23 protein-coding genes and 1 tRNA gene are annotated in these 22,967 nt (G+C 60.4%); 13 read left to right on the top strand and 11 right to left on the bottom strand.

All coding sequences use genetic code 11. From position 1 onward, the window contains the following. Window positions 1-89 precede the first annotated feature (89 nt). Window positions 90-476: a nuclear transport factor 2 family protein gene (locus DM813_RS07700; protein ID WP_241653151.1), complete on the bottom strand. Its 387-nt coding sequence runs from the start codon at window positions 474-476 to the stop codon at window positions 90-92. Window positions 477-707: 231 nt separating this feature from the next. Between DM813_RS07700 and metE the strand changes: the two genes are divergently transcribed. Further along, a complete protein-coding gene (gene metE / locus DM813_RS07695; protein ID WP_128322809.1) occupies window positions 708-2,996 on the top strand; it encodes a 5-methyltetrahydropteroyltriglutamate--homocysteine S-methyltransferase in 2,289 nt (762 codons plus the stop codon). Here metE and DM813_RS07690 read toward each other — a convergent pair. Further along, a complete protein-coding gene (locus DM813_RS07690; RefSeq protein WP_128322808.1) occupies window positions 2,959-4,089 on the bottom strand; it encodes an LLM class flavin-dependent oxidoreductase in 1,131 nt (376 codons plus the stop codon). The two genes, metE and DM813_RS07690, sit on opposite strands and share 38 nt — an antisense overlap. 293 nt (window positions 4,090-4,382) lie before the next feature. Between DM813_RS07690 and DM813_RS07685 the strand changes: the two genes are divergently transcribed. The 5 genes from DM813_RS07685 to DM813_RS07665 are packed head-to-tail and all read left to right on the top strand — an operon-like array spanning window position 4,383 to window position 8,816. Continuing rightward, window positions 4,383-5,273 carry a transporter gene (locus tag DM813_RS07685; protein ID WP_128322807.1) on the top strand — a complete coding sequence of 297 codons (891 nt, stop codon included), beginning with the start codon at window positions 4,383-4,385 and terminating at the stop codon, window positions 5,271-5,273. A gap of 16 nt (window positions 5,274-5,289) precedes the next feature. After that, the gene (thiM, locus tag DM813_RS07680; RefSeq protein WP_128322806.1) at window positions 5,290-6,123 is read left to right on the top strand and encodes a hydroxyethylthiazole kinase; all 834 of its coding nucleotides are present in this window, start codon (window positions 5,290-5,292) and stop codon (window positions 6,121-6,123) included. Next, on the top strand, window positions 6,120-6,980 hold the full coding sequence (locus DM813_RS07675) for a sulfurtransferase (RefSeq protein ID WP_128322805.1): 861 nt from the start codon (window positions 6,120-6,122) through the stop codon (window positions 6,978-6,980). Before thiM ends, DM813_RS07675 begins: the two co-directional genes overlap by 4 nt. A gap of 35 nt (window positions 6,981-7,015) precedes the next feature. Then, entirely contained in the window at window positions 7,016-8,146 is a 1,131-nt protein-coding gene (locus DM813_RS07670; protein ID WP_128322804.1) for an LLM class flavin-dependent oxidoreductase, read from the top strand. Further along, window positions 8,136-8,816: an HAD-IA family hydrolase gene (locus tag DM813_RS07665; protein WP_128322803.1), complete on the top strand. Its 681-nt coding sequence runs from the start codon at window positions 8,136-8,138 to the stop codon at window positions 8,814-8,816. Before DM813_RS07670 ends, DM813_RS07665 begins: the two co-directional genes overlap by 11 nt. Window positions 8,817-8,910: 94 nt before the next feature. Here the strand turns inward: DM813_RS07665 and DM813_RS07660 are convergent, their stop codons facing one another. Then, complete coding sequence (locus DM813_RS07660) at window positions 8,911-9,708, bottom strand: EcsC family protein (RefSeq protein WP_128322802.1); 798 nt, start codon at window positions 9,706-9,708, stop codon at window positions 8,911-8,913. A gap of 179 nt (window positions 9,709-9,887) precedes the next feature. Between DM813_RS07660 and DM813_RS07655 the strand changes: the two genes are divergently transcribed. Then, window positions 9,888-10,466, top strand: coding sequence for a hypothetical protein (locus DM813_RS07655; protein WP_128322801.1), 579 nt, complete (start codon window positions 9,888-9,890; stop codon window positions 10,464-10,466). Window positions 10,467-10,607: 141 nt separating this feature from the next. Here the strand turns inward: DM813_RS07655 and ychF are convergent, their stop codons facing one another. The 8 genes from ychF to DM813_RS07615 form a co-directional block, all read right to left on the bottom strand. Continuing rightward, entirely contained in the window at window positions 10,608-11,708 is a 1,101-nt protein-coding gene (ychF, locus tag DM813_RS07650; RefSeq protein ID WP_128322800.1) for a redox-regulated ATPase YchF, read from the bottom strand. 21 nt (window positions 11,709-11,729) lie between these two features. Further along, window positions 11,730-12,314 carry an aminoacyl-tRNA hydrolase gene (gene pth / locus DM813_RS07645; protein WP_128322799.1) on the bottom strand — a complete coding sequence of 195 codons (585 nt, stop codon included), beginning with the start codon at window positions 12,312-12,314 and terminating at the stop codon, window positions 11,730-11,732. A gap of 77 nt (window positions 12,315-12,391) precedes the next feature. Continuing rightward, complete coding sequence (locus tag DM813_RS07640) at window positions 12,392-12,991, bottom strand: 50S ribosomal protein L25/general stress protein Ctc (protein ID WP_128322798.1); 600 nt, start codon at window positions 12,989-12,991, stop codon at window positions 12,392-12,394. A 138-nt stretch (window positions 12,992-13,129) separates the two neighbouring features. Then, a complete protein-coding gene (locus DM813_RS07635) occupies window positions 13,130-14,071 on the bottom strand; it encodes a ribose-phosphate pyrophosphokinase (protein ID WP_009405962.1) in 942 nt (313 codons plus the stop codon). A gap of 47 nt (window positions 14,072-14,118) precedes the next feature. Beyond that, window positions 14,119-14,193 (bottom strand) — tRNA-Gln (locus DM813_RS07630). A 34-nt stretch (window positions 14,194-14,227) separates the two neighbouring features. Then, window positions 14,228-15,073: a 4-(cytidine 5'-diphospho)-2-C-methyl-D-erythritol kinase gene (gene ispE, locus DM813_RS07625; protein WP_128322797.1), complete on the bottom strand. Its 846-nt coding sequence runs from the start codon at window positions 15,071-15,073 to the stop codon at window positions 14,228-14,230. A 1-nt stretch (window position 15,074) separates the two neighbouring features. Then, window positions 15,075-15,692, bottom strand: a complete 618-nt coding sequence (lolB, locus tag DM813_RS07620; protein ID WP_128322796.1) for a lipoprotein insertase outer membrane protein LolB — start codon at window positions 15,690-15,692, stop codon at window positions 15,075-15,077. A gap of 4 nt (window positions 15,693-15,696) precedes the next feature. Then, on the bottom strand, window positions 15,697-17,424 hold the full coding sequence (locus tag DM813_RS07615) for a tetratricopeptide repeat protein (protein ID WP_128322795.1): 1,728 nt from the start codon (window positions 17,422-17,424) through the stop codon (window positions 15,697-15,699). Between the two features lie 176 nt (window positions 17,425-17,600). Here DM813_RS07615 and hemA point away from each other — a divergent pair, with 176 nt between their 5' ends. From hemA to DM813_RS07585, 6 genes are all read left to right on the top strand, one after another. Next, on the top strand, window positions 17,601-18,878 hold the full coding sequence (gene hemA / locus DM813_RS07610) for a glutamyl-tRNA reductase (RefSeq protein ID WP_128322794.1): 1,278 nt from the start codon (window positions 17,601-17,603) through the stop codon (window positions 18,876-18,878). Continuing rightward, complete coding sequence (gene prfA, locus DM813_RS07605; protein WP_128322793.1) at window positions 18,875-19,957, top strand: peptide chain release factor 1; 1,083 nt, start codon at window positions 18,875-18,877, stop codon at window positions 19,955-19,957. The genes hemA and prfA overlap by 4 nt, the downstream gene beginning before the upstream one ends. Then, window positions 19,958-20,788, top strand: a complete 831-nt coding sequence (prmC, locus tag DM813_RS07600) for a peptide chain release factor N(5)-glutamine methyltransferase (protein ID WP_128322792.1) — start codon at window positions 19,958-19,960, stop codon at window positions 20,786-20,788. Next, window positions 20,782-21,537, top strand: a complete 756-nt coding sequence (locus DM813_RS07595) for a molybdopterin-synthase adenylyltransferase MoeB (RefSeq protein WP_128322791.1) — start codon at window positions 20,782-20,784, stop codon at window positions 21,535-21,537. The genes prmC and DM813_RS07595 overlap by 7 nt, the downstream gene beginning before the upstream one ends. Next, window positions 21,530-22,330 (top strand): glutamate racemase, encoded by an 801-nt coding sequence (gene murI / locus DM813_RS07590; protein ID WP_128322790.1) that lies wholly within the window; start codon window positions 21,530-21,532, stop codon window positions 22,328-22,330. Before DM813_RS07595 ends, murI begins: the two co-directional genes overlap by 8 nt. Window positions 22,331-22,444: 114 nt before the next feature. After that, window positions 22,445-22,963, top strand: coding sequence for an acyloxyacyl hydrolase (locus DM813_RS07585; RefSeq protein ID WP_128322789.1), 519 nt, complete (start codon window positions 22,445-22,447; stop codon window positions 22,961-22,963). Window positions 22,964-22,967 lie beyond the last annotated feature (4 nt).

The following is a 22,967-nucleotide window of genomic DNA, read 5'->3' as shown; positions in this document are numbered from 1 at the left end:
GGCTCCAAGCGCTATTGTTGTCGGCCGTCGCTCAGGCGCGGACCATTTTTTGGGTGCGTTGGCAGTAGCGGCAATGCCGCTGAAAAAGGTTAAGCGGGGCTGACGACCGACAGGTGCTCGTGGCAGGCCAGCCAGCGTTCGCCTTCGCGGCGGAAAACAATGGTTTCCCGTTCTTCGAGTTGGTGTTCTTCACCCGCCAGGCGAATGTGGGTGGCGACGTCGTGCATGAAGATCGCTACATCACCCTGCAGGCTGACCTGGGCGTTGCTGGAGCGGCAGCCGAGCACGGCGAAGCCTTCGGCCTGCCATTGCTGCCAGACCTGCTCATAGGCGTGGCGCGAGAGCAGCGGCTCGGGGAGGGTATGGAAGAGGAAGCTGGCGTCTTCGCTGAAACAGGCGAAGTAGCGCGCGGTGTCGTTGCTGGCAAACGCGTCGACGAGATCGGCGGCGGCTTGGCGCACCTGATTCTGGAGAATTGGGTCCACGAGGGGGCCTCACGGTTATTGTGATTATCGTGGCGCGATTCTGGTGAGGGCCAGCGGCGGGAAGAATCGCTGACTGCAAATAATCAGTTCAGAAATTTCTGAACCAATCGCCGAGGCGCTGTGCATCATGAGGAATATTTGAGTTGATCTAAAAAATAATGAGTTTGTCTCACTATCGCGACCTGCCGACAATGGCTCCATTAAACGAATTGGAGTTTTGTCATGGCATTGGCCCATTCCCTTGGATTCCCGCGCATTGGCCGCGATCGCGAACTGAAGAAAGCCCAAGAGGCGTTCTGGAAGGGCGAACTCAATGAATCGGGCCTGCGTGCGGTGGGCAGTGAACTGCGCAAAACGCACTGGGCACTGCAGAAACAGGCCGGGATCGAGCTGTTGCCGGTGGGCGATTTCGCCTGGTACGACCAGGTGTTGACCCATTCGCTGATGTTCGGCGTGATCCCTGAGCGCTTCCGTCCACACGACGGCAACGCCACCCTGCAAACGCTGTTCGGCATGGCGCGTGGCGTCAGCGACAGCTGTTGCGGTGGTGCCCATGCGCAGGAAATGACCAAGTGGTTCGACACCAACTACCACTACCTGGTACCGGAATTCAGCGCCGACCAGCAGTTCCAGCTGGGCTGGGAGCAACTGTTTGAAGAGGTTGCAGAGGCCCAGGCATTGGGCCACACGGTCAAGCCGGTGATCATCGGACCGCTGACCTACCTGTGGTTGGGCAAAGCCAAAGGCGTGGCATTCGACAAACTCGAACTGCTCGATCGTCTGTTGCCGCTGTATGGCCAGATCTTCCAGCGCCTGGCAGCCCAAGGCGTCGAGTGGGTGCAGATCGACGAGCCGATCCTGGTGCTCGACCTGCCGCAGGAATGGAAGAATGCCTTCGAGCGTGCCTACAACCAGATCCAGCGCGACCCACTGAAGAAGCTGCTGGCCACCTACTTTGGCGGCCTGGAAGAGAATCTGGGTCTGGCGGCCAACCTGCCAGTGGACGGCTTGCACATCGACCTGGTGCGTGCCCCTGATCAGTACCCGACCATCCTCGATCGCCTGCCGGCCTACAAGATTCTGTCGCTGGGGCTGGTCAACGGTCGTAACGTCTGGCGCTGCGACCTGGAAAAAGCCCTGGAGGTGCTTCAGCACGCCAACGAGCGGCTGGGCGAGCGCCTGTGGGTTGCGCCTTCCTGCTCACTACTGCATAGCCCGGTGGACCTGGGGCGTGAAGACAAGCTGGATGCCGAGCTCAAAAGCTGGCTGGCCTTTGCCGTACAGAAATGCGAAGAGGTTGCCATCCTCGCCCGCGCTGTAAACGAGCCGGAAGCGCAACCGGTGCTGGAGGCCCTGGGCCAGAGCCGTGCGGTGCAAGCCAGCCGTGCTGCCTCGACGCGTATCCACAAACCGCCAGTGCAGGCGCGTGTTGCGGCCATCACCGCCGGTGACAGCCAGCGCCACTCGGCGTTTGCCAGCCGTATCGCCACGCAGCGCGCGGGGCTGGACCTGCCGCTGTTCCCGACCACCACCATCGGCTCGTTCCCGCAAACCGCGGCAATCCGGCTGGCACGTCAGTCGTACAAGCAAGGCAAGCTGACTGAAGCTGAATACACCGAGGCGATGCACAGCGAAATCCGCCACGCCGTTGAAATCCAGGAGCGCCTCGGCCTGGACGTGCTGGTACACGGTGAAGCAGAACGCAACGACATGGTCGAGTACTTCGCCGAGCAGCTGGACGGGTACCTGTTCACCCGCTTTGGCTGGGTCCAGAGCTATGGTTCACGCTGTGTAAAACCCGCAGTGATCTTCGGCGACCTGAGCCGCCCGAAAGCCATGACCGTGGAATGGATCCGCTATGCCCAGGGCCTGACTGACAAAGTCATGAAGGGCATGCTCACGGGCCCGGTGACCATGCTGATGTGGTCGTTCCCGCGGGAAGACGTGAGCCGTGAGGTGCAGGCTCGCCAGTTGGCGCTGGCCATTCGTGATGAAGTGGTCGATCTGGAGGCGGCGGGTATCAGGATCGTGCAGATCGACGAAGCCGCTTTCCGTGAAGGCCTGCCCCTGCGCCAGGCGCAATGGCAGCCTTACCTGGACTGGGCCACCGAGGTGTTTCGCCTGTGCGCCTCTGGTGTGCGTGACGAAACCCAGATCCACACGCACATGTGCTACAGCGAGTTCAACGATGTCATCGAGGCCATTGCTGCGATGGATGCCGACGTCATCACCATTGAAACCTCGCGTTCGGACATGGAGTTGCTGGAGGCGTTCGAGGCGTTCGCCTACCCGAACGAAATCGGCCCGGGGGTCTACGACATCCACTCGCCACGGGTTCCGGATGTCGCGCAAATGGCTGATCTGTTGCGCAAAGCCACCCAGCGCATCCCCGCCGAGCGCTTGTGGGTCAACCCCGACTGCGGCCTGAAAACCCGCGGCTGGCCGGAAACCGAAGCGGCCCTGGTGCACATGGTCAATGCTGCTCGGCAACTGCGCAAAGAGTGGGCGTGAGCTCGGGTAGCAACCAGGTCGCGGTTTGACGCGCTTCGTCAATCAAGGGCCAGCCGGAGAGGATCAGGGCGCTGAGGCCAAGGTCGGCCTGATAGCCGCGGATCTGTTCGGCAATCTGCGTGCCGCTGCCGACGAAGTAGGTGGCAGAGGAGCCGTTACCGAAGATGTCCAGCGGCGCCCAGGCGGTGATGCCTGCATATAAATGGCCCTCGAGGTGCAACGCCTCGAGGCTGGGCAGGCGCCCCTTGCGCAAACTCTCCAGCCAGCCCTGACGGCGTGCATCCGGAGCCTGGAAACTAGTGAAGTCCTGGCGCCCCGCAGTACGCCGCAAAATGGTCTCGTTGAGCTTGTCGCGCAGCACATCGACGCCCGTGGTTTCGAACATGCCGTAGAAGCATTCCAGCGCTTCGGCGCAGCTTTGGCGCACGGTGACGCTGGCCAGGGCGCCCATGCCCTTGAGCGCCCGGCCGTGAATTGCGGCAGCAAGCCGGGCGTTGTCGAACTTGGGTTTGAGCACCGCCGTCTCGCGCATCATCGTCAGGTAGACATCCGCCAGCTCCGCCGTGTGGGCAACCCCGGCGGGGGAGTCGCCGGTGCCCCATAACTCCACCCCGTCTTCTTGCGAAGGCGTCAGGTGCAACGGCGTATTGGGAAACCAGGAGTGCGACCCTTGCTTGTATGAAAAACAGAATTTGCGCCAGTAGTCGATGCCCAGGGTGTAACGCTCTGCATGCGGCGTGGTGATCCCATAGGCGCGCATGATGTTGTCGCGGCCATTGATCAGGTTGAGCAACAACCGGCCGCCGCTGAGCGTGTCGAACGAGAGCATCTGCTGGGCCAGCAACTTGGGCGGCGTCATGCGCGCGTAGGTGGCAACGAGGAACTTGATGCGCCGGGTATGGCTGGCGGCGAAGGCGGCGCTCACCAGGGGATCGTTCGGCCAGGTGGCAACCATCGCGCCATAGAACCCGCAGGCTTCGATGGTTTTGGCCAGCGTTACGTAGCGTTCGCTGTCGAGGTCGAGCAGGCCGTCCGGGCACCAGGGAAAACGGCCGTCGGCGAAACTCAGGTACCAGAGGACTTTAATGGACATGGGAAAACATCAACTGAAGACGAGCCAGCAAAGCATACTGCCAGGTGCTTGATTATTTCTAGAATGTTGTAATTTATTATTTATTATTCCTTAAATGAATAACAGGCTGTAATCGCGATCTAAGCCTCTGCCGCTTATGTCTATTTAGATATGACGCAACAGTATTTTGGCTATAAGCACTTCTCCAGTAGCCTTTCCTTCGCAGCCTACTGTTACCCCTGATGGCCCTCTATCAGCCAGGACACAGCGACTGATCTCTCTGACCATCCTGTGTGCAACCAATAAGGACTGATATGGCCAAGCTACCTAAGGCCGGGGCGGCGTTCGCCCTGATAATTGCGGGAGGTGCCACTGCTTCAGGTGCCTTCGCTGCCGAAGCGGACCCGGGCGACTACGTGGCGGCACCGCCGGGGACCGACCTGGGGCTGCTGTATTATCAGCACAGTTCCGCCGATACCTACCGTGACGAACATGGCAATAAAGTGGCCGGGCACTCACGCTTTCGTTCGGACATCGGCATCTTCCGTTACGTGCATTTCGCCGAGCTGTGGGGCTACACCATCGATCCACAAGTCGTCGTGCCGTTCGGCCGCATCGATGATGCGCGCCTGGCGGGGGCCTCGATACGGGGCAACAGCGGTGTCGGCGATCCGCAGATCACTGCGACGCTGTGGCTTGTGAACGACCCGGCGCAAAAGCGCTGGTTCGGCATTTCACCCTTCGTGGTCGTGCCACTGGGTACCTACGATAAACATGAAGTGTTCAACCTGGGGGAGAATCGCTGGAAGGGGATCCTGCAGGCCGGTTACGTACAAGGGCTGGGCGAGCATTTCAGCTGGGACTGGATCGGCGACGTCACCTGGTATGGCCGCAACAACGAAGGTGGCGATGGCAGCCAGACCCTGAAGCAACAGCAGTCGTACCAGATGATCAACTGGCTGAGCTACCACATTGATGGTCGCTCGCGAGTGTCCGCTGGCTACTCGACGGTGCATGGCGGCAAGCAGGAGCTGGATGGCGTCGATACCGGCAGCCGTACACGGGTCGATCAATGGCGTGCGCTGTACGCCACTCAGGTCGGCGCGGCCAGTCAGTTCCAGGTCGCGCTGGCCAAGGACCTCAATGTGCGCGGCGGCTTCGAACGCGACTACCAGCTCAACTTCCGTATTGCCCACAGTTTCTAGTTTGAGAACACCTGCCATGACTGATCTTCATCTACTCGATGCCGTCGTTTCCGCCCATGGCGCCCTGCGCCAGAAGAAGCCGCTGGTTCAATGCCTGACCAATGCCGTTTCCAGTAACTTCATGGCCAACATCCTGCTGGCGGCCGGTGCCGCGCCGGCGATGGTCGACAACCCCGAGGAGGCCGCTGCCTTCGTTGCGGTGGCCGATGCCGTGCTGGTCAATCTCGGCACCCCTACGGCGGCACAGGTCGAGGCAATGCGCCTGGCGGTCGAGGCCGCGCAGCGCATTGGTCGGCCCTGGGTACTCGACCCGATCGGCGCAGGTGGCCTGGCCTGGCGCGGCGGTGTGGCGGCAGGGCTGCTGTCGTTCAAACCGGCAGTGATCCGTGGCAATGCCTCGGAAATAATCGGCCTGGCCGGGCTGGGCGGTGGCAACCGTGGCTTTGACAGTTCCAGCGACCCGGCTGATTCGGTGCCGGCGGCGCGTGAGTTGCTCGTGCATACCTCAGCCGTCTCGGCGTCCGGGCCGATCGATCATGTCGTGGGCGTCGACGGGCAGGGCAGCACGCAGTTGATCAAGGTCGCAGGCGGCAGTGCGCTGTTGCCTCGGGTCACCGCTACCGGCTGTTCCCTGGGAGCGCTGGTGGCTGCTTACACGGCTGTCGCAGCCACGCCATTGCTGGCTCTGGTTGCTGCGCATGTGCACTTTGCTGTGGCCGCTGAGCTGGCTGAGGAGCGGGCCAAGGGACCCGGTTCCTTCGCTGTGGCCTTCGTCGATGCGCTTGATCAGGTGGACGCTGAGGTTATTCGTGAGCGGGCCCGTATTACCCGCAGTGCCCTGTCAGCGTGAGCCTGCCCACGCCGCTTTATCCGCTGGTTTCGGTCGCCAGCCTGGCGGCCGATCCGCAACGCTACCGAATTCTCGAGGTCGCTGCGCGCAAGGCTGGAGATGTACCGCAGGCCGTGTCGGCACGCGAGGCATTTAGCCAGGGGCATATCCCCGGCAGCGCATTCGCCGACCTCTGTCAGGACTTCTCCGATCCGCACTCACCCTGGCCCTATCAGCGGCCCGGCGCGCAGGCGTTCAGCCGTGCAGCACAGGCTGCCGGCATTCGTCAGGACCAGTCCATCGTGGTCTACGACCGCAGCGATGGCATCTGGGCGGCGCGCCTGTGGTGGTTGTTCAGGGCGTACGGGCACCGGCGGGTGCAGGTGCTGGACGGCGGCCTGCAGGCTTGGTGTGCGGCCGGACTGCCGCTGGATCAGGCGCAGGACGCCATGGCTCCGGGAGACTTTGAGGCACGGGCAGACGACGAGGCGGCATTTGTCGACCGCGAACAGGTGCTGGCAGTTGTTAACGGGGAGCGCAGGGCGCAGTTGCTGAACGTATTGCGGCGGCCGGTGTTTACCGGTGCCGAACAGCGTTACGCCCGCGCCGGACACATCCCCGGCAGCCTGCATGTGGCCCACGGCACGCTACTGGATGCGCAATCGGGCCTGCTGTTGCCGGCTGCCGTTCTGCGCGAGCGCTTTGCGCTGCTCAATCCGCACGTTCCGGTCATCACCTATTGCGGCAGCGGCATTACCGCCGCCGGCACGGCGCTGGCGCTGGCCGTGGCCGGCCGTGAAGACGTCGCCGTGTACGACGGTTCACTGGTCGAGTGGTCTGCCGACCCGACACTTGCGTTGGTCACTTCAAGCGACTGACCCACCCCTTATTTTCAGATGGAGTAGAGACAAACATGGCGATCAAGGCACTGTGGTACCTGAGCATGGCGGACGGCAACTACCCGTGGATGCCGGAAGGCTTTTTCGGCGTTGACCTGGCGCGCTACCGGCGCCTGGCGCAGACCATCGACCAAGGCGGGTTCTACGGCGCCCTGGTGGCGACCTGGCCGAACGATCCGCTGGTGTCTGCCAGTTCCGTCGCCGGCTTCACCGAGCGCATGAAGTTCCTGGTAGCGGAATACGCCGGAATGACCTCGCCCAAGTTGCTGGCGGAGCAGGCGCTGACCTTCGAGGCCTACTACGGTGACCGCCTGCTGTTCAACCACATCAACGGCCGCGACGAGCGCGCCCGCACCTACGCCATCGCTACCAGCGCCGATGATCGTTACCAGCTGGGCGAGGAATACTGGAAAGCGTTCCAGGCGGCGTACCTCGCCGGCAACCCTTCGCTGTTCCCCAATACCCGCTTCGGCCTTGAGCCGAAAAGCACCGGTGGCATTCCGCTCTGGGGGACTGGCGAGTCGAGTGCGGGCGTGGTGCATGCCGGCAAGGTGGTCGATGTCTACCTGCTAATGCTGCGGGAGGTCGAGGTCATGAGCGAGAAGTTCGGCCGCGCGGTGGCCAGCGCAGCCGGACAGGGGCGCACGTTCGCCGACCTCGGTGCCTTGGCCAGTGTGACTGTGCGTGCCAACGAAGCCGAGGCGCAGAAGCACTTCTACCGGATGTTCGAACAGACCGGCGTGGAACTCCTCAAGGCAAAACTCGACGAGGTGATCGGCCGCCGCACCCAGGGTGAATCCAGCCTGGCGAATTTCACTGCGCCGGATGCCCAGCGCCAGGAGTGGGTCGACTACCTGCGCCAGGACAAGCTGCCGCCACTGGAGTCTTTGCGCCTTGAGCACAACCTCTACGCCGGTATGACCGCCTGGTCTTCGCTGGACATCTTCGGCAGCGGCTCGTCGGCGGCTTACCTGGTGGGCGACCCGGACGCCATCGCCGGCAACATCGAGCTTTACCACCAGCGCAGCGGCCTGTCGGCACTGATCCTCTCGGGCTGGCCATTGATCGAAGAGGCCCAGCACGTGGCGGACCTGTTGCTGCCGCGTCTGGCGGAAATCGGTGGGGGCGACGCGGGTGAAGAATGAACGCTGGGCACATGAGGTCGGGGGACTGCTGTTCGACCTCGATGGAACCCTGGTCTGCTCCCTGCAGTTGATCGAGCGTGTACTGGGTGGCTGGGCGAGGAAAGTGGGGCAGGATCCGGCAGCGCTGATCGCGGCCAGTCATGGTCGCCGTACGCAGGACATTGTCTGTCGTTACTGTCCTGCTGACAGGGATCCGCTGCGTGAGCGTGCCGAGCTGGATGCACAGTTTGCCGAGTCGCTGGAGGGTGTTGAAGCTATTGCAGGCGCCGCGGCTTTCATCGAGTCCCTGGGGGCTCTGCCATGGGGCATTGTGACCTCCGCGGAACGCGCGCTGACCGAGCGTCGCCTGCGGGCGGTCGGTCTGCCGATACCGCGCGTGCTGGTCGCTGCCGAGGACGTTGCCCAGGGCAAGCCGGACCCGGCTGGTTACCGGCTTGGCGCCGAGTTGCTCGGCATCCCGCCGGCGCAATTGCTGGTGTTTGAAGACGCCCCTGCCGGTATTGCCGCTGCGCAGGCGGCGGGGATGCGCGTGCTGGTGGTGGGTGAGCAGGACCCGAGTGGCTCGGGGTTGGCGTGCCTGCGCGACTACGCTCAGGTAGAGGTGGCGTTGATGCCTGGGGAATCCAGGCGGGCCATGCTGGCTTTGCGTCGGACGGCAAAGCAGGCGTAGTTTAACTTGCCAGATACAGAACCCCTCCTGAGGCGCAACACCTCAAGGGGGTATCTGTGCAGAGGAATCGCGCGGCGCCTGGTGTGCCAGGCGCTTAGCCCATCTTTGGCAGTGAGTCGTAAGCTTGCTTTACAATGTCTCTGCCATACTTTCTTTCAAGTCGCCTGACGGTGAAATGCCCTTTGGCCATGTCTTGAAAGTGATCCATGAATATGGTGTTGATAATAGCTCCGCCAGCAGCGCCAATTGCCGGTACTGCCTGTGCAGCTAATTTCTCTGTGATTTGTATGCTGAATCGCTCGGCAACACTTGCGATCAGCTTTATTAGTACTGGCGCACTTTCGTCTGCCAGTTTCTTTTTTAGTATGAATTCAGATGCTTCCGCTACGGTTCTTGCGAGCGCGGTCCGCACCGCATAGTAGGCGCTCTCTGCGCAATCATCATCCACGCTCTCGCCCCCAAGAGCGAAGACAGTGAGGCACGCTTGCTTGGTTTCCAGGTCTGAAATGGATTCGCCCTCACTTCTCGCAATGTCTGCGATGGATCGCAACATTATAGAGGTGGAAATCGGCAGCTCAATTGCCAAGGCAGCGACGCCAAAAAAACCACCGACGCCACCAGAAATGGCTACGCCAAGCTTGTGCCATATATTAGAAGACTCTTCACCCGGGACATCTTTCATTGTCAGCGTTGCCATGTCCGAGGCTTTGAGTAAAGCGCTTTGAACTACATCGCCAATATTTTTATTCCAGTCCTTCGGTAGAAGCTCAAAGCCTTTTTCAATCGGGGCGCCTAACATATTTGTAATCTTAACGGCGACGCCTGGGTTTTCCAGTAGGCTCTTTGCAGTTTGAAGGCTTTTCTGATCGACTTCCGATATTGTCACAGACATGCTCAATCTCTGGATTGGCTACACAGGGCGTGCAGGTGTGAGGTACGTTAAGTGGCTCCAAAATGATATCATGCAATATTTAATGATGAAAAATAGTTTGATTTTGGTTTAAGTTTTACTCGCTTGTAGATTCGCTATTGCCTTGGGTGGGGTTTAATCTTTCAGTCGGATGTATAACGATGTCAAAAATATCTAGAATCAGAGAGTTTATTTCCCTGTCCGCTGGGTCTTTGGGGGAGGCAATTCAGCATTATTGGCCGGTTATAAATTACGAGAAAAATGGGTTGCAAGAGTCGAATTTGACCATTCACTTTGCGGCGCATGCCATGGGGGCTGGTTTACACGCTTATCCAGAAGCTTCTAACGGAAATTATACTGACGGTCATAGTCGGGTAGATCTGCTTGTTCGCGGTTTGTTGGATCAAGACTATGTGACGATATTAATTGAATCGAAGAAGTTGTTTTCTGCCGAGAAAGCACAAGATATTTGTAGGGATTATGCAAAAATCAAAGCGTTCGAGTTTGTCAGGCGAACGAATGAAGAAACCAGTAAGAGCGAATCAACCGCCTATGGGGTCTTGTTAGCTATTACTTCTCGTGAAAGCAATGCAGCGTGGTGGCAAGAACCCTATCTGTATGATGACGGTGCTTGGGATAATCTCGGGACGATTCTCAAAGGTGCTGGCGATAGAGGTGTTTTTGAAGTGTCAGGGTTGCAGCATCAGTATATTTTGTATGCCATATACGCGCTTGACTGAGCCACGTTCTGGCAACTCAGATGTGCTGTCGTCGGTTTCCACTGGAAGAAAACAGTCGGCCCTTGAATGCAAAACCCCCGTATCGCGTGACGATGACGGGGGTTGAGGTCTATCAAGCGCCGTGGCGTTCCACGGCAACCATCAGACGTTAAAGCGGAAGTGCATCACGTCGCCGTCTTTGACGATGTAATCCTTGCCTTCCAGACGCCATTTACCGGCTTCTTTCGCGCCGCCTTCACCGTTGTATTTGATGAAGTCGTCATAGGCGACGACTTCGGCACGGATGAAGCCTTTTTCGAAGTCGGTGTGAATCACGCCGGCTGCCTGCGGTGCAGTGGCGCCAACACGTACGGTCCAGGCGCGGACTTCCTGCACGCCGGCAGTGAAGTAGGTCTGCAGGTTCAGCAGCGAGTAACCGGCACGGATGACGCGGTTCAGGCCAGGCTCTTCGAGGCCCAGGGCTTCGAGGAACATGTCTTTCTCTTCACCTTCGTCGAGCTCGGCGATTTCAGCTTCGATCTTGTTGCACACCGGCACCACGATCGCGCCTTCTTCTTCGGCGATGGCCCGTACCACGTCCAGGTGCGGGTTGTTGTCGAAGCCGTCTTCGGCAACGTTGGCGATGTACATCACAGGCTTGCTGGTCAGCAGGTGGAAGCCACGGATCACCGCCTTCTCGTCGTCGGCCATGTTCTTCATCAGGCTGCGCGCAGGCTTGCCTTCGGTGAAGTGCGGGATCAGCTTCTCGAGGATGGCTTTCTGTGCCAGGGCATCCTTGTCACCGCCCTTGGCGTTACGCGCAACCTTCTGCAGTTGTTTCTCGCAGCTGTCGAGGTCGGCGAAGATCAGTTCGAGGTCGATGATCTCGATGTCGCGCTTGGGGTCGACGCTGTTGGAGACGTGAATCACGTTCTCGTCTTCAAAGCAGCGCACCACGTGGGCGATGGCATCGGTTTCACGAATGTTGGCCAGGAACTTGTTACCCAGGCCTTCGCCTTTCGACGCACCGGCCACCAGGCCTGCGATGTCGACGAATTCCATGGTGGTCGGCAAGATCTTGTTCGGCTTGACGATGGCCGCCAGCGCATCCAGGCGCGGATCAGGCATCGGCACGATGCCGCTGTTCGGCTCGATGGTGCAGAAGGGGAAGTTCTCCGCAGCAATACCGGACTTGGTCAGGGCGTTGAACAGGGTGGACTTGCCGACGTTGGGCAGACCGACGATGCCGCAATTGAAACCCATGGTGAATCCCTCTTCGTGGAGTCAAGCCTTCTGGCTGTGCAGCTCTCTCATCGCACGCGTCCAATCACCGGCGAGGATATCCGGCAGCACGCCGAGGGCAAAATCGATACTGGCGTCCAGCTTTTCCTGTTCGGCGCGCGGCGCCTTGCCCAGGACAAAACCGGAGACCCTGCTGCTGTCACCCGGGTGGCCAATGCCAAGCCGCAGACGGTGAAAGTCGTTCTTGTTGCCGAGCTGCGCAATGATGTCGCGCAGACCGTTGTGCCCGCCATGGCCGCCACCTTTCTTGAGTTTGGCGACGCCCGGGGGCAGGTCGAGTTCGTCGTGGGCCACCAGGATGGCATCTGGCTCGATACGGAAAAAATTGGCCAGTGCAGCAACGGCCTGGCCGCTGCGGTTCATGTAGGTGGTCGGAATCAGCAGACGAACGTCGTTGCCCTGATGGCTGAACTTAGCCGTCAGGCCGAAATACTTGCGGTCAGGCGTCAAGGTGACGCGCTGGGCGCTGGCGATGCGTTCTACGAAAAGAGCCCCTGCGTTATGCCGGGTCTGTTCGTATTCGGGGCCGGGGTTTCCCAGGCCGACGATCAGTTGAATGGCGGTCACGTCAGGGGCTCTTCCTTGGAGTTGGGGGTTACAGTGCGCGGCACTGTAACCCGATCAACGCCGGCGTGCCGAGTGGATTACTCAGCAGCGCCTTCTGCAGCTTCAGGCGCAACACGCGGAGCGTGAACGTTGGCAACTGCTTTGTCATCACCGTGGGCCAGAGCAACGAACTCAACGCCTTTCGGAGCTTTGAGGTCCGACAGGTGAATGATGGTGCCGACTTCGGCTTTAGCCAGGTCAACTTCGATGAACTCAGGCAGGTCTTTGGCTTCGCAGGAAACTTCGATCTCGGCCACTACGTGGGAGATTTCGCCGCCTTTCTTGACCGGTGCTTCTTCGTTGATGAAGTGCACAGGAACGATAGCGGTCAGTTTCTGGCCAGCAACAACGCGAACGAAGTCAGCGTGCATGATGAACTGCTTGGCTGGGTGACGCTGCATGGCTTTAACAACGACGCTTTCTTTCTTGCCGTCGATGTTCAGCTCGATTACGTGGCTGAAGGCAGCTTCGTTTTCGAACAGCTTGGCAACTTCTTTAGCCAGCATGGTGATCGAAACTGGCTCTTTGTCACCGCCGTAAACTACAGCAGGAACGGAAGAGGCGAGACGACGCAGGCGGCGGCTCGCACCTTTCCCCAGGTCGGTACGCGCTTGGGCGTTCAGGATGAAATCAGTCATTTTGTATCTCCAAAATAGCCATCTCCCGCAGGCGTTTGCGACCAGCGCCAAACGGGATGGGCAAAAAAGCCCCGCCCCAACAACGGGTGTTGGGGCGGGGCGCTTTACGTCAACGTGTGAATCGCGAGGGCAGGGCCCTCAGCGGAACATCGCGCTGATCGATTCTTCATTGCTGATGCGGCGAACCGCTTCAGCAACAACCGGTGCAATATCCAGTTGACGGATACGGTCACAGGCTTGTGCAGCTGCGGACAGCGGGATGGTGTTGGTAACCACCAGCTCGTCCAGCACGGAGTTCTCGATATTCTCGATCGCCCGACCCGACAGGACAGGGTGCGTGCAGTAGGCGTAAACCTTGGCAGCGCCGTGTTCTTTCAGGGCCTTGGCCGCATGGCACAGGGTGCCGGCGGTGTCGACCATGTCGTCGACGAGAATACAGGTACGTCCTTCGACGTCGCCGATGATATGCATCACTTCGGAGTGATTGGCCTTTTCACGGCGTTTGTCGATGATACCCAGATCGACACCCAGGGACTTGGCAACAGCACGTGCACGCACGACGCCGCCGATGTCCGGGGACACGATCATGAGGTTCTCGAAACGCTGGTCTTCGATGTCATCCACCAGAACGGGGGAGCCGTAGATGTTATCTACCGGAATATCGAAGAAACCCTGGATTTGGTCAGCGTGCAGATCGACAGTGAGAACACGGTCGATACCGACGACGGTGAGCATGTCAGCGACAACTTTGGCGCTGATAGCTACACGCGCCGAACGCGGACGGCGATCCTGGCGGGCATATCCGAAGTAAGGAATCACGGCAGTGATTCGGGACGCTGAGGAGCGGCGGAAGGCATCAGCCATCACTACCAGTTCCATCAGATTATCGTTGGTTGGCGCGCAAGTCGGCTGAATAATGAAAACGTCTTTACCGCGAACATTTTCATTGATCTCAGTGCTGATTTCGCCGTCGGAGAACTTACCGACAGAAACGTCACCGAGAGGGATATGCAGCTGACGTACGACACGCCGAGCCAGATCGGGGTTAGCGTTCCCCGTAAAGACCATCATCTTGGACACGCGCAGTACCTGAAGGCTGAGGGTATACCTGGATGAGTATAGGAAAATGGCAGGGGCGGCTGGATTCGAACCAACGCATGGCAGGATCAAAACCTGCTGCCTTACCGCTTGGCGACGCCCCTGTATCTGTTGCTGCGAGTACCTTGTACTCGATTCCTAGTGCAGGCTCTGAAGCTTACGATGCAACATCGAAATGTTGCTTCCTTTTGCTACAAACCCCGTCTGGGTATCTGCAAGAAGGGCCAAAACTTTATCAGCTTCAGCTTTGCTTGGGAAGGCCCCAAACACACAACTTCCAGTTCCGGTGAGTCTAGCTTCAGTGAATTTGTTTAGCAAATTCAGTGAGTTACGTACTTCTGGGTAACTCTGCTCTACTACCGGTTGGCAGTCATTACGACTGTTTCCCTTGGGAACGGGGCGCATCTTAAGGGGCAAGGAATCACGTGTCAACTGCGGATGTGAAAAAATTTCTGCTGTACTTACAAATACTTGTGGCACCAGCACCACATACCAGGGTTCTTCCGGGTTGGCAGGGGTGAGGATTTCTCCGACACCTTCGGCGAAAGCCGCATGGCCGCGTACGAATACCGGCACGTCGGCGCCCAGGCTCAGGCCCAGCTCGGCCAGCTGGTCTTCGCTGCATCGGGTGTTCCACAGGTAATCAAGGCCGAGCAGGGTGGTGGCCGCGTCCGAGCTGCCACCGCCAATGCCGCCGCCCATGGGCAGGACTTTCTTCAACCAGATATCGGCGCCTTTGCTGCAGCCGGCCAGGGCTTGCAGTTTGCGCGCGGCTTTGACGATCAGGTTGCTGTCGTGGGGAACGCCGTCGATTGCGGTGTGCAGGCGGATTTCGCCGTCTTCGCGCACGGCAAATGACAGTTCATCGCCGTGGTCGAGAAACTGGAACAAGGTTTCCAGCAGGTGGTAGCCGTCGGCGCGGCGCCCCAGAATGTGCAGCATCAGGTTGAGTTTGGCCGGTGCGGGCAGGGTCAGCGTAGTCATGTCAGTGCCCCAGCTGGCGGGGCTGCCAGTCCTTGACCACCAGGGTCACGTCGAGATTCTGGCCGTGCAGCTTGAGGCGCTCGGGCAGCCAGTAGCCATTCTGCTCGGTATAGCTCAGGTACTCGACGTTCCAGCCATCCTGCTTGAGCGCGGACAGGCGACTATCACTGCCCAGGGTCAGCTGGCTTTTACTGTCGGGTGCCGGCAGGCCGCGCACCCACCAGACCAGGTGCGATACCGGCAGTTCCCAACCGAGCTGTTCTGCAAGCAGGGCTTCCGGGCTTTTCGCCTCGTAACGGCCCTGATTGGCGACTTCCAGCACGACGCCGCCCGGCCGCCCGGTCAGGCGTGCCGCGCCACGGCCCAGTGGGCCGGACAGGCGAATGTCGTAATAGTCCTGGCGCTGCAACCAGAACAGCGTGCCGCTGCCGGAGTCTTTCGGTGCGCGGATGCCGACTTTGCCGTTGATCTGCCAGCCGTCGAGGGTACTCAACTGCTGTTTATGCTCGCGCCACAGTTGTGGGCTGCCCTGGCCCTGAAGGGCCTCGCGGGAGCCGAAGCCGGCGCAACCTGCGAGCAGGGCGATCAGGGTGAAGGTAATGCAGTGGCGCAAAAACATAGGCTTAAAGAGTCTCGGATCCGGTCAGGCGCAGGACGGTCTTGCGCAGGATGGGGCTGTCGGGCTGGGTCTCGAAGGCCTTGGCCCAGATCTGGCGTGCTTCGCGGCGTTTGCCGTTGGCCCAGAGTACTTCACCCAGGTGGGCAGCGACTTCGTGATCGGGGAAGCGTTCCAGGGCCTGGCGCAGCAGGCGCTCGGCTTCATCGAGGTTGCCCATGCGGTAGTTGACCCAGCCCAGGCTGTCGAGCACGGCGGGATCATCCGGGTTGATCTGGTGGGCTTTTTCGATCAGCGACTTGGCTTCGGCGTAGCGCGTGGTGCGGTCGGCCAGGGTGTAGCCCAGGGCGTTGAGGGCCATGGCGTTTTCCGGCTCGCGGGCGATGATGCTGCGCAGGTCCTTTTCCATCTGGGCCAGGTCGTTGCGCTTCTCGGCCATCATGGCGCGGGTGTAGAGCAGGCTGTTGTCGTCAGGGTATTGCTTGAGGGCTTGCTCCAGCACCTGCAACGCCTGGGCGTCCTTGTCGTTGTTACCCAGCGCTTCCGCTTCGATCAGGTACAGCTGGATGGCGTAGTCGGGCTGGGTGTCACGGGCCAGTGCCAGGCGGCGCGAAGCTTCGCTGCTGCGGCCATTGGCAACGAGGATGTCGGCCTGGCGCAGCTGGGCGGGCAGGTAGTCGTTGCCCGGGCCGACCATGGCGTATTCGTCCAGGGCCGCCTGGGGCTGATTGCGTTCTTCGTGGATGCGGCCCAGGTTCAGGTGCGCCGAGTCGACGTGGCTGTCACGTTCGATCAGCTCCTGCAGATAGCCGGCAGCCTCTTCCCAGTTCTTGGTTTCCAGGCAGATGAGGGCCAGCGAGTAACGCAGCTCGTCATCTTCCGGGTATTGCTGGACCAGGCTGGAGAACTCGACCTTTGCGTCGTCGAGGCGGTCCTGTTCCACCAGAGTGCGGGCGTAGGTCAGGCGCAGGCGCTTGTCGTCCGGGTTCTGGCGGATGGTTTTCTGCAGCAGCGGCAGCGCCTCGTTACCACGTCCTACGCTTTGCAGCAGGCGGGCGCGCAGCAGCACCGGGGCGATCTCGCCTTCCTCGGGGGGATGATTCTCAAGCAGGGTAAGTGCTTCGTTGGCATTGCCGTCCTGTTGCAGCAGTAATGCCTTGCCGAACACCAGCTGGCCGTTGTCCGGGTATTTATGCAGCAGCCGGTCGAAGCTCTTCTGCAGGCCGTCACGGGTTTCCTGATCGGTTTCGGCAGCCGACAAGGCGAGGAAGTCGAAATGGGTGTCGCCCTGGCCTTGCAGCACTTTCTCCATGTACACCATGGAGTCATCGTAACGGCCGCCGCGCGCCAGCTGGATGGCTGCGGCGCGTTGGGCGTCGAGGTTGTCCGGATCGTTTTTTGCCCAGAGCAGCGAGGTGTCGAGGGCGGCCTGGTCGGCGCCAACGTATTCGGCAATGCGGTAGGCGCGCTCGGAAATGCCAGGATCCTGGGTCTTGATTGCCTCGCTGACATAATTGTCGAGGGCAATGTCGAAGCGATTGCGCTGGCCGGCCAGTTCGGCAGCCAACAGGTTGTACACGGTGTCCTGGCTGAACGATCCATAGACCACGGGTTTGTCCGCCTGCTTTTGCGTGGCATCAGCGGCAGGTGCCTGATCATCGGTAGAGCCGGGGGCCAGGGTCTGACAGCCCTGGAGCAGGGCAAGGGCAAGGAGCAACGCGTAGGATCTATTCATAATCAGGATTTGGGCGGCTTACCAGCGGTCGGATCATCATGACACAAGCGCCGGGGCAAACCCATAAGGGAAGCGCTCGGTAGGGGTAGACTATAGAGACAATAGCGAGCGGTGGTTGTTCTGAAACCTGCGAAGTAGGACAATTATCGGCTTCTCGTCATAATCAGCGACCTTGCATGGCCTTTCTTGCCCTCGGTATCAACCATAAGACTGCCTCGGTAGACGTACGCGAGCGCGTGGCGTTTACCCCTGAGCAGCTGGTGGACGCCTTGCAGCAGCTCTGCCGACTGACCGCCAGCCGCGAAGCCGCCATCCTTTCGACCTGCAACCGCAGCGAGCTCTATATAGAGCAGGACCACCTGGCCGCGGAGAGCATCCTGCGCTGGCTGGCCGAATACCATCAGTTGAGCCTCGACGAACTGCGTGCCAGTGCCTACGTCCATGAAGACCATGATGCCGTCCGGCACATGATGCGCGTGGCCTCGGGGCTCGATTCGCTGGTGCTCGGCGAGCCGCAGATTCTCGGCCAGATGAAGTCGGCCTACGCCGTTGCCCGCGAAGCCGGGACCATCGGGCCGCTGCTCGGGCGCCTGTTTCAGGCAACGTTCAGTGCCGCCAAACAGGTGCGTACCGACACCGCCATTGGTGAAAACCCGGTGTCGGTCGCGTTTGCGGCGGTCAGCCTGGCCAAACAGATCTTCAGCGACCTGGGGCGTAGCCAGGCGTTGCTGATCGGTGCCGGCGAAACCATCACCCTGGTGGCGCGGCACCTGCACGAGCAGGGCGTTCGGCGCATAGTCGTGGCCAACCGGACCCTGGAGCGGGCCAGTACCCTGGCCGAACAGTTCGGTGCGCATGCTGTACTGCTGGCCGATATTCCACAGGAACTGGTCAACAGCGACATCGTCATCAGCTCCACCGCCAGCCAGTTGCCGATCCTGGGCAAGGGCGCGGTGGAGAGCGCGTTGAAACAACGCCGGCACAAGCCGATCTTCATGGTCGATATCGCCGTGCCTCGGGACATCGAGCCTGAAGTCGGTGAACTGGACGACGTTTACCTCTACACCGTTGACGACCTGCACGATGTCGTCGCCGAAAACCTCAAAAGTCGTCAGGGTGCAGCCCAGGCCGCTGAAGAACTGGTCTCGGTGGGCGCCGAAGACTTCATGGCACGCCTGCGCGAGCTGGCGGCGGTCGATGTGCTCAAGGCTTACCGTCAGCAGAGCGAACGCTTGCGTGACGAAGAATTGCAAAAGGCCCAGCGCCTGCTCGCCAACGGCAGCAGTGCCGAAGAGGTGCTGGTGCAACTGGCTCGCGGGCTGACCAACAAATTGCTGCATGCACCCAGTGTGCAACTGAAAAAGCTCTCTGCCGAAGGCCGCCTCGATGCGCTGGCCATGGCCCAGGAACTCTTTGCCCTCAATGAGGGTTCGACGGATAAAACCCCGCAATGAAAGCGTCGCTGCTCAATAAGCTGGACACCCTCCAGGACCGTTTCGAGGAATTGACCGCCCTGCTGGGCGATGCTGAAGTCATTTCCGACCAGACCCGCTTTCGCGCCTATTCGCGCGAATATGCCGAGGTCGAGCCCGTCGCTGCGACCTATGCCCAGTGGCGCAAGGTGCAGGATGACCTGGCCGGCGCCCAGGCGCTGCTCAAGGACAGTGACCCGGACCTACGGGAAATGGCCGTTGAGGAAGTGCGCGAGGCCAAGGAACAACTGGCGGAGCTGGAGAACCAGCTGCAACGCATGCTGTTGCCCAAGGATCCCAACGATGGCCGCAACGTCTTTCTGGAAATTCGTGCAGGCACCGGCGGTGACGAAGCGGCGATTTTTTCCGGCGATCTGTTCCGCATGTACTCGCGGTATGCCGAGCGACGTGGCTGGCGCCTGGAAATTCTCTCGGAGAACGAAGGCGAGCACGGCGGCTACAAGGAAATCATCGCCCGGATCGAGGGCGACCATGTCTATGGCAAACTGAAGTTCGAATCCGGTGCCCACCGCGTGCAGCGTGTGCCGGAAACCGAATCCCAGGGCCGTATCCACACCTCGGCATGCACCGTAGCGGTGCTGCCTGAGCCGGATGAACAGGTCGCCATCGAGATCAACCCGGCGGACTTGCGCGTGGACACCTACCGCGCTTCCGGTGCCGGTGGACAGCACGTCAACAAGACCGACTCGGCCATTCGGATTACCCACTTGCCTACCGGCATCGTGGTGGAGTGCCAGGAAGAACGTTCCCAGCACAAGAACCGCGCCCGCGCCATGTCGTGGTTGTCGGCCAAGCTCAACGACATGCAGACCAGCGCTGCCCAGAACGCAATCGCCAGCGAGCGCAAGCTGCTGGTGGGCTCGGGCGACCGCTCCGAGCGCATTCGTACCTACAACTATCCACAGGGGCGGGTGACCGATCACCGTATCAACCTGACCCTGTATTCCCTGGATGATGTTCTGGCCGGTGGGGTCGAAGCGGTGATCGAACCGCTGCTGGCCGAGTACCAGGCTGATCAACTGGCTGCACTGGGTGAGTAAATGACGATTATTGCCAGTCTGCTTCGCGCTGCGGAGCTACCGGATTCGCCCACCGCGCGCCTGGATGTGGAGTTGCTGCTGGCTGCCGCCATCGGCAAGTCGCGCAGTTACCTGCACACCTGGCCCGAGCGGATTGTCAGCAGCGAAGCGGCGCTGACGTTCGCCGGCTACCTGCAGCGTCGCCGCAGCGGTGAACCGGTTGCTTACATCCTCGGGCAGCAAGGGTTCTGGAACCTGGACCTGGAAGTGGCGCCGCATACGCTGATCCCGCGGCCTGACACCGAATTGCTGGTCGAGACGGCCATGGCACTGCTGCCGGCTACCCCGGTGCGCGTGCTGGATCTGGGTACAGGCACGGGGGCGATTGCCCTGGCGTTGGCCAGTGAGCGGGCGCAGTGGCAGGTCACAGCCGTCGATCGCGTACTTGAGGCTGTAGCCCTTGCCGAGCGCAATCGCCAGCGCTTGCAACTGGACAATGTTCAAGTGCTCAGCAGTCACTGGTTTGATTCGCTGCAGGGCGAGCGTTATGAGCTGATCATCAGCAACCCACCCTATATTGCCGCCGACGACCCGCATCTGGTCGCTGGCGATGTGCGCTTTGAGCCAAGCAGCGCCCTGGTTGCCGGTGCCGATGGTCTTGATGACTTGCGCACCATCATCAGTCAGGCGCCTGCGCATCTGCAGCCTGGCGGCTGGTTGCTGCTTGAGCATGGTTACGATCAGGCCGCCGCCGTGCGCGAGTTGCTGGCCCAGCACGATTTCGAGCAGATCGAAAGTCGTGTCGATTACGGTGGCCATGAGCGCATCAGCCTGGGGCGACTGTCGTGCTGAGTGATCAGGAGCTGTTGCGCTACAGCCGGCAGATCCTTCTGGCTCAGGTTGATATCGACGGGCAGTTGCGCCTGAAGGACAGCCGCGTATTGATCGTCGGCCTGGGTGGCTTGGGCTCGCCGGTGGCGCTGTACCTGGCTGCAGCAGGCGTGGGCGAATTGCACCTGGCCGATTTCGACACGGTCGACCTGACCAACCTGCAACGTCAGGTGCTGCACGACACCGACTCGGTCGGCCTGAGCAAGGTCGATTCAGCGTTGAAGCGATTGCACGCGATCAATCCTGAAATACGCCTGGTGGCCCATCGCAGTGCGCTGGATGAAGACTCCCTGGCTGCTGCGGTGCAGGCCGTGGACCTGGTGCTCGACTGCACCGACAATTTCTCTACACGTGAAGCGGTCAACGCCGCCTGCGTGACCTCGGGCAAGCCGCTGGTCAGTGGCGCCGCCATCCGCCTGGAAGGGCAGCTGTCGGTGTTCGATCCGCGCCGCCCTGAAAGCCCCTGTTATCACTGCCTCTATGGGCACGGCAGCGATGCCGAGCTGACCTGTAGCGAAGCCGGCGTGGTTGGTCCGCTGGTGGGGTTGGTCGGCAGCCTGCAAGCCCTTGAAGCTCTCAAGCTGCTGGCCGGATTTGGTGAACCTATGGTGGGCCGGTTGTTGCTGATCGATGCGGCGGGCAGCCGTTTTCGCGAGTTGCGGGTCAAGCGCGACCCAGGCTGCAGCGTGTGTGGGCAGCACGATGCGTGATCAGCCCGCTGCGCCGGTGGGTGTCTTTGACTCCGGTGTCGGTGGGTTGTCGGTGCTGGCTGAAATTCAGCGCTTGTTGCCTGACGAGTCACTGCTGTATGTCGCCGACTGTGGGCATATTCCTTACGGTGAAAAGTCCCCGGCATTCATCCGTGAGCGCTGCCGCCTGGTAGCCGAATTCTTTCGCGCACAAGGTGCCAAGGCCATGGTGCTGGCCTGTAACACCGCAACCGTGGCTGCGGTAGCTGACTTGCGTGAGCTGTACCCGGACTGGCCGCTGGTGGGAATGGAGCCGGCGGTAAAGCCCGCCGCTGCCGCAACACGCAGTGGCGTGGTCGGGGTGCTGGCCACCACCGGGACGCTGCAGAGCGCCAAGTTTGCAGCCCTGCTGGATCGCTTTGCCAGCGATGTGCAGGTGGTAACCCAGCCGTGCCCCGGGCTGGTCGAGTGTATCGAGGCTGGGGACCTGGGCAGCCCGACCTTGCGTGATTTGCTTCAGGGCTACGTCAAACCGCTGCTCGATGCCGGTTGCGACACCTTGATTCTGGGTTGCACGCATTACCCCTTCCTCAAGCCGCTGCTGGCGCAAATGGTGCCGCCGTCCATTGCCATTATCGATACCGGTGCAGCAGTCGCCCGCCAGTTGCAACGGCTGCTCGGTGAACGGCAGTTACTGGCCAGCGGCCCTGCGCGCGACACGCAGTTCTGGACCAGCGCCAGTCCCGAACATTTGCGAAAGATCCTGCCAATGTTGTGGAATAAATCTGACAGTGTGCGAAGCTTTACAGTGTAAAAAACGCAATAAGCACTGATCTTTTGATGAACTAAAGCCGCGCTGCCGATTTCTATAATTTTGTCCATCGAGACAGAAGCACTAACAACAGCATTAGGAAAAAGGACGTTTCTCATGAAGAAACTGCTTTGTTTGGCTGCCGTTGCAGCCGTGACCCTGGGGCAATCGTTTACCACTCAAGCGGCAGATATTTCTTTATCAGTGGGGCAAACCGGCGACTCGACCATGACTTACCGTCTGGGTCTGCAGTCGAACTGGGACGCCAGTTGGTGGCAAACCAGCACGGGCCGTCTCACGGGTTACTGGGATGCGGGCTACACCTATTGGGTCGGCGACGACACGGCAAGCAACAACAGCCTTTCCTTCGCCCCGGTCTTTGTCTACGAGTTTGCCGGCGAGTCGGTCAAACCCTACGTCGAGGCGGGTATTGGCGTGGCGGCGTTTTCCAGTACTGAACTTGAAGACAACAAGCTGGGTTCGTCTTTCCAGTTTGAAGACCGCATCGGTTTCGGCCTGCGTTTCGCCGGCGGCCATGAGATCGGCGTGCGTGCCATCCATTACTCCAATGCCGGGCTTACAACTCCCAATGATGGTGTAGAAAGTTACGCGATCCACTACCGCATGCCGTTGTAAGCCT

The sequence above is a fragment of the Pseudomonas alkylphenolica genome (genome assembly GCF_004025535.1).
Taxonomy (GTDB): domain Bacteria; phylum Pseudomonadota; class Gammaproteobacteria; order Pseudomonadales; family Pseudomonadaceae; genus Aquipseudomonas; species Aquipseudomonas alkylphenolica_A.
Note: the sequence above shows the minus strand (reverse complement) of the source record. Positions and strands in the feature narration are given on the sequence as shown.

Excerpts from the sequence above, each read along its gene's own strand:
- hemA (WP_128322794.1), top strand. The coding sequence starts at position 17,601 with ATGGCCTTTCTTGCCCTCGGTATCAACCATAAGACTGCCTCGGTAGAC.
- lolB (WP_128322796.1), bottom strand. The coding sequence starts at position 15,692 with ATGTTTTTGCGCCACTGCATTACCTTCACCCTGATCGCCCTGCTCGCA.
- ispE (WP_128322797.1), bottom strand. The coding sequence starts at position 15,073 with ATGACTACGCTGACCCTGCCCGCACCGGCCAAACTCAACCTGATGCTG.
- DM813_RS07585 (WP_128322789.1), top strand. The coding sequence starts at position 22,445 with ATGAAGAAACTGCTTTGTTTGGCTGCCGTTGCAGCCGTGACCCTGGGG.
- murI (WP_128322790.1), top strand. The coding sequence starts at position 21,530 with ATGCGTGATCAGCCCGCTGCGCCGGTGGGTGTCTTTGACTCCGGTGTC.
- DM813_RS07685 (WP_128322807.1), top strand. The coding sequence starts at position 4,383 with ATGGCCAAGCTACCTAAGGCCGGGGCGGCGTTCGCCCTGATAATTGCG.
- metE (WP_128322809.1), top strand. The coding sequence starts at position 708 with ATGGCATTGGCCCATTCCCTTGGATTCCCGCGCATTGGCCGCGATCGC.
- ychF (WP_128322800.1), bottom strand. The coding sequence starts at position 11,708 with ATGGGTTTCAATTGCGGCATCGTCGGTCTGCCCAACGTCGGCAAGTCC.
- DM813_RS07690 (WP_128322808.1), bottom strand. The coding sequence starts at position 4,089 with ATGTCCATTAAAGTCCTCTGGTACCTGAGTTTCGCCGACGGCCGTTTT.
- prmC (WP_128322792.1), top strand. The coding sequence starts at position 19,958 with ATGACGATTATTGCCAGTCTGCTTCGCGCTGCGGAGCTACCGGATTCG.
- DM813_RS07670 (WP_128322804.1), top strand. The coding sequence starts at position 7,016 with ATGGCGATCAAGGCACTGTGGTACCTGAGCATGGCGGACGGCAACTAC.
- DM813_RS07660 (WP_128322802.1), bottom strand. The coding sequence starts at position 9,708 with ATGTCTGTGACAATATCGGAAGTCGATCAGAAAAGCCTTCAAACTGCA.
- DM813_RS07615 (WP_128322795.1), bottom strand. The coding sequence starts at position 17,424 with ATGAATAGATCCTACGCGTTGCTCCTTGCCCTTGCCCTGCTCCAGGGC.
- thiM (WP_128322806.1), top strand. The coding sequence starts at position 5,290 with ATGACTGATCTTCATCTACTCGATGCCGTCGTTTCCGCCCATGGCGCC.
- DM813_RS07640 (WP_128322798.1), bottom strand. The coding sequence starts at position 12,991 with ATGACTGATTTCATCCTGAACGCCCAAGCGCGTACCGACCTGGGGAAA.
- DM813_RS07655 (WP_128322801.1), top strand. The coding sequence starts at position 9,888 with ATGTCAAAAATATCTAGAATCAGAGAGTTTATTTCCCTGTCCGCTGGG.
- prfA (WP_128322793.1), top strand. The coding sequence starts at position 18,875 with ATGAAAGCGTCGCTGCTCAATAAGCTGGACACCCTCCAGGACCGTTTC.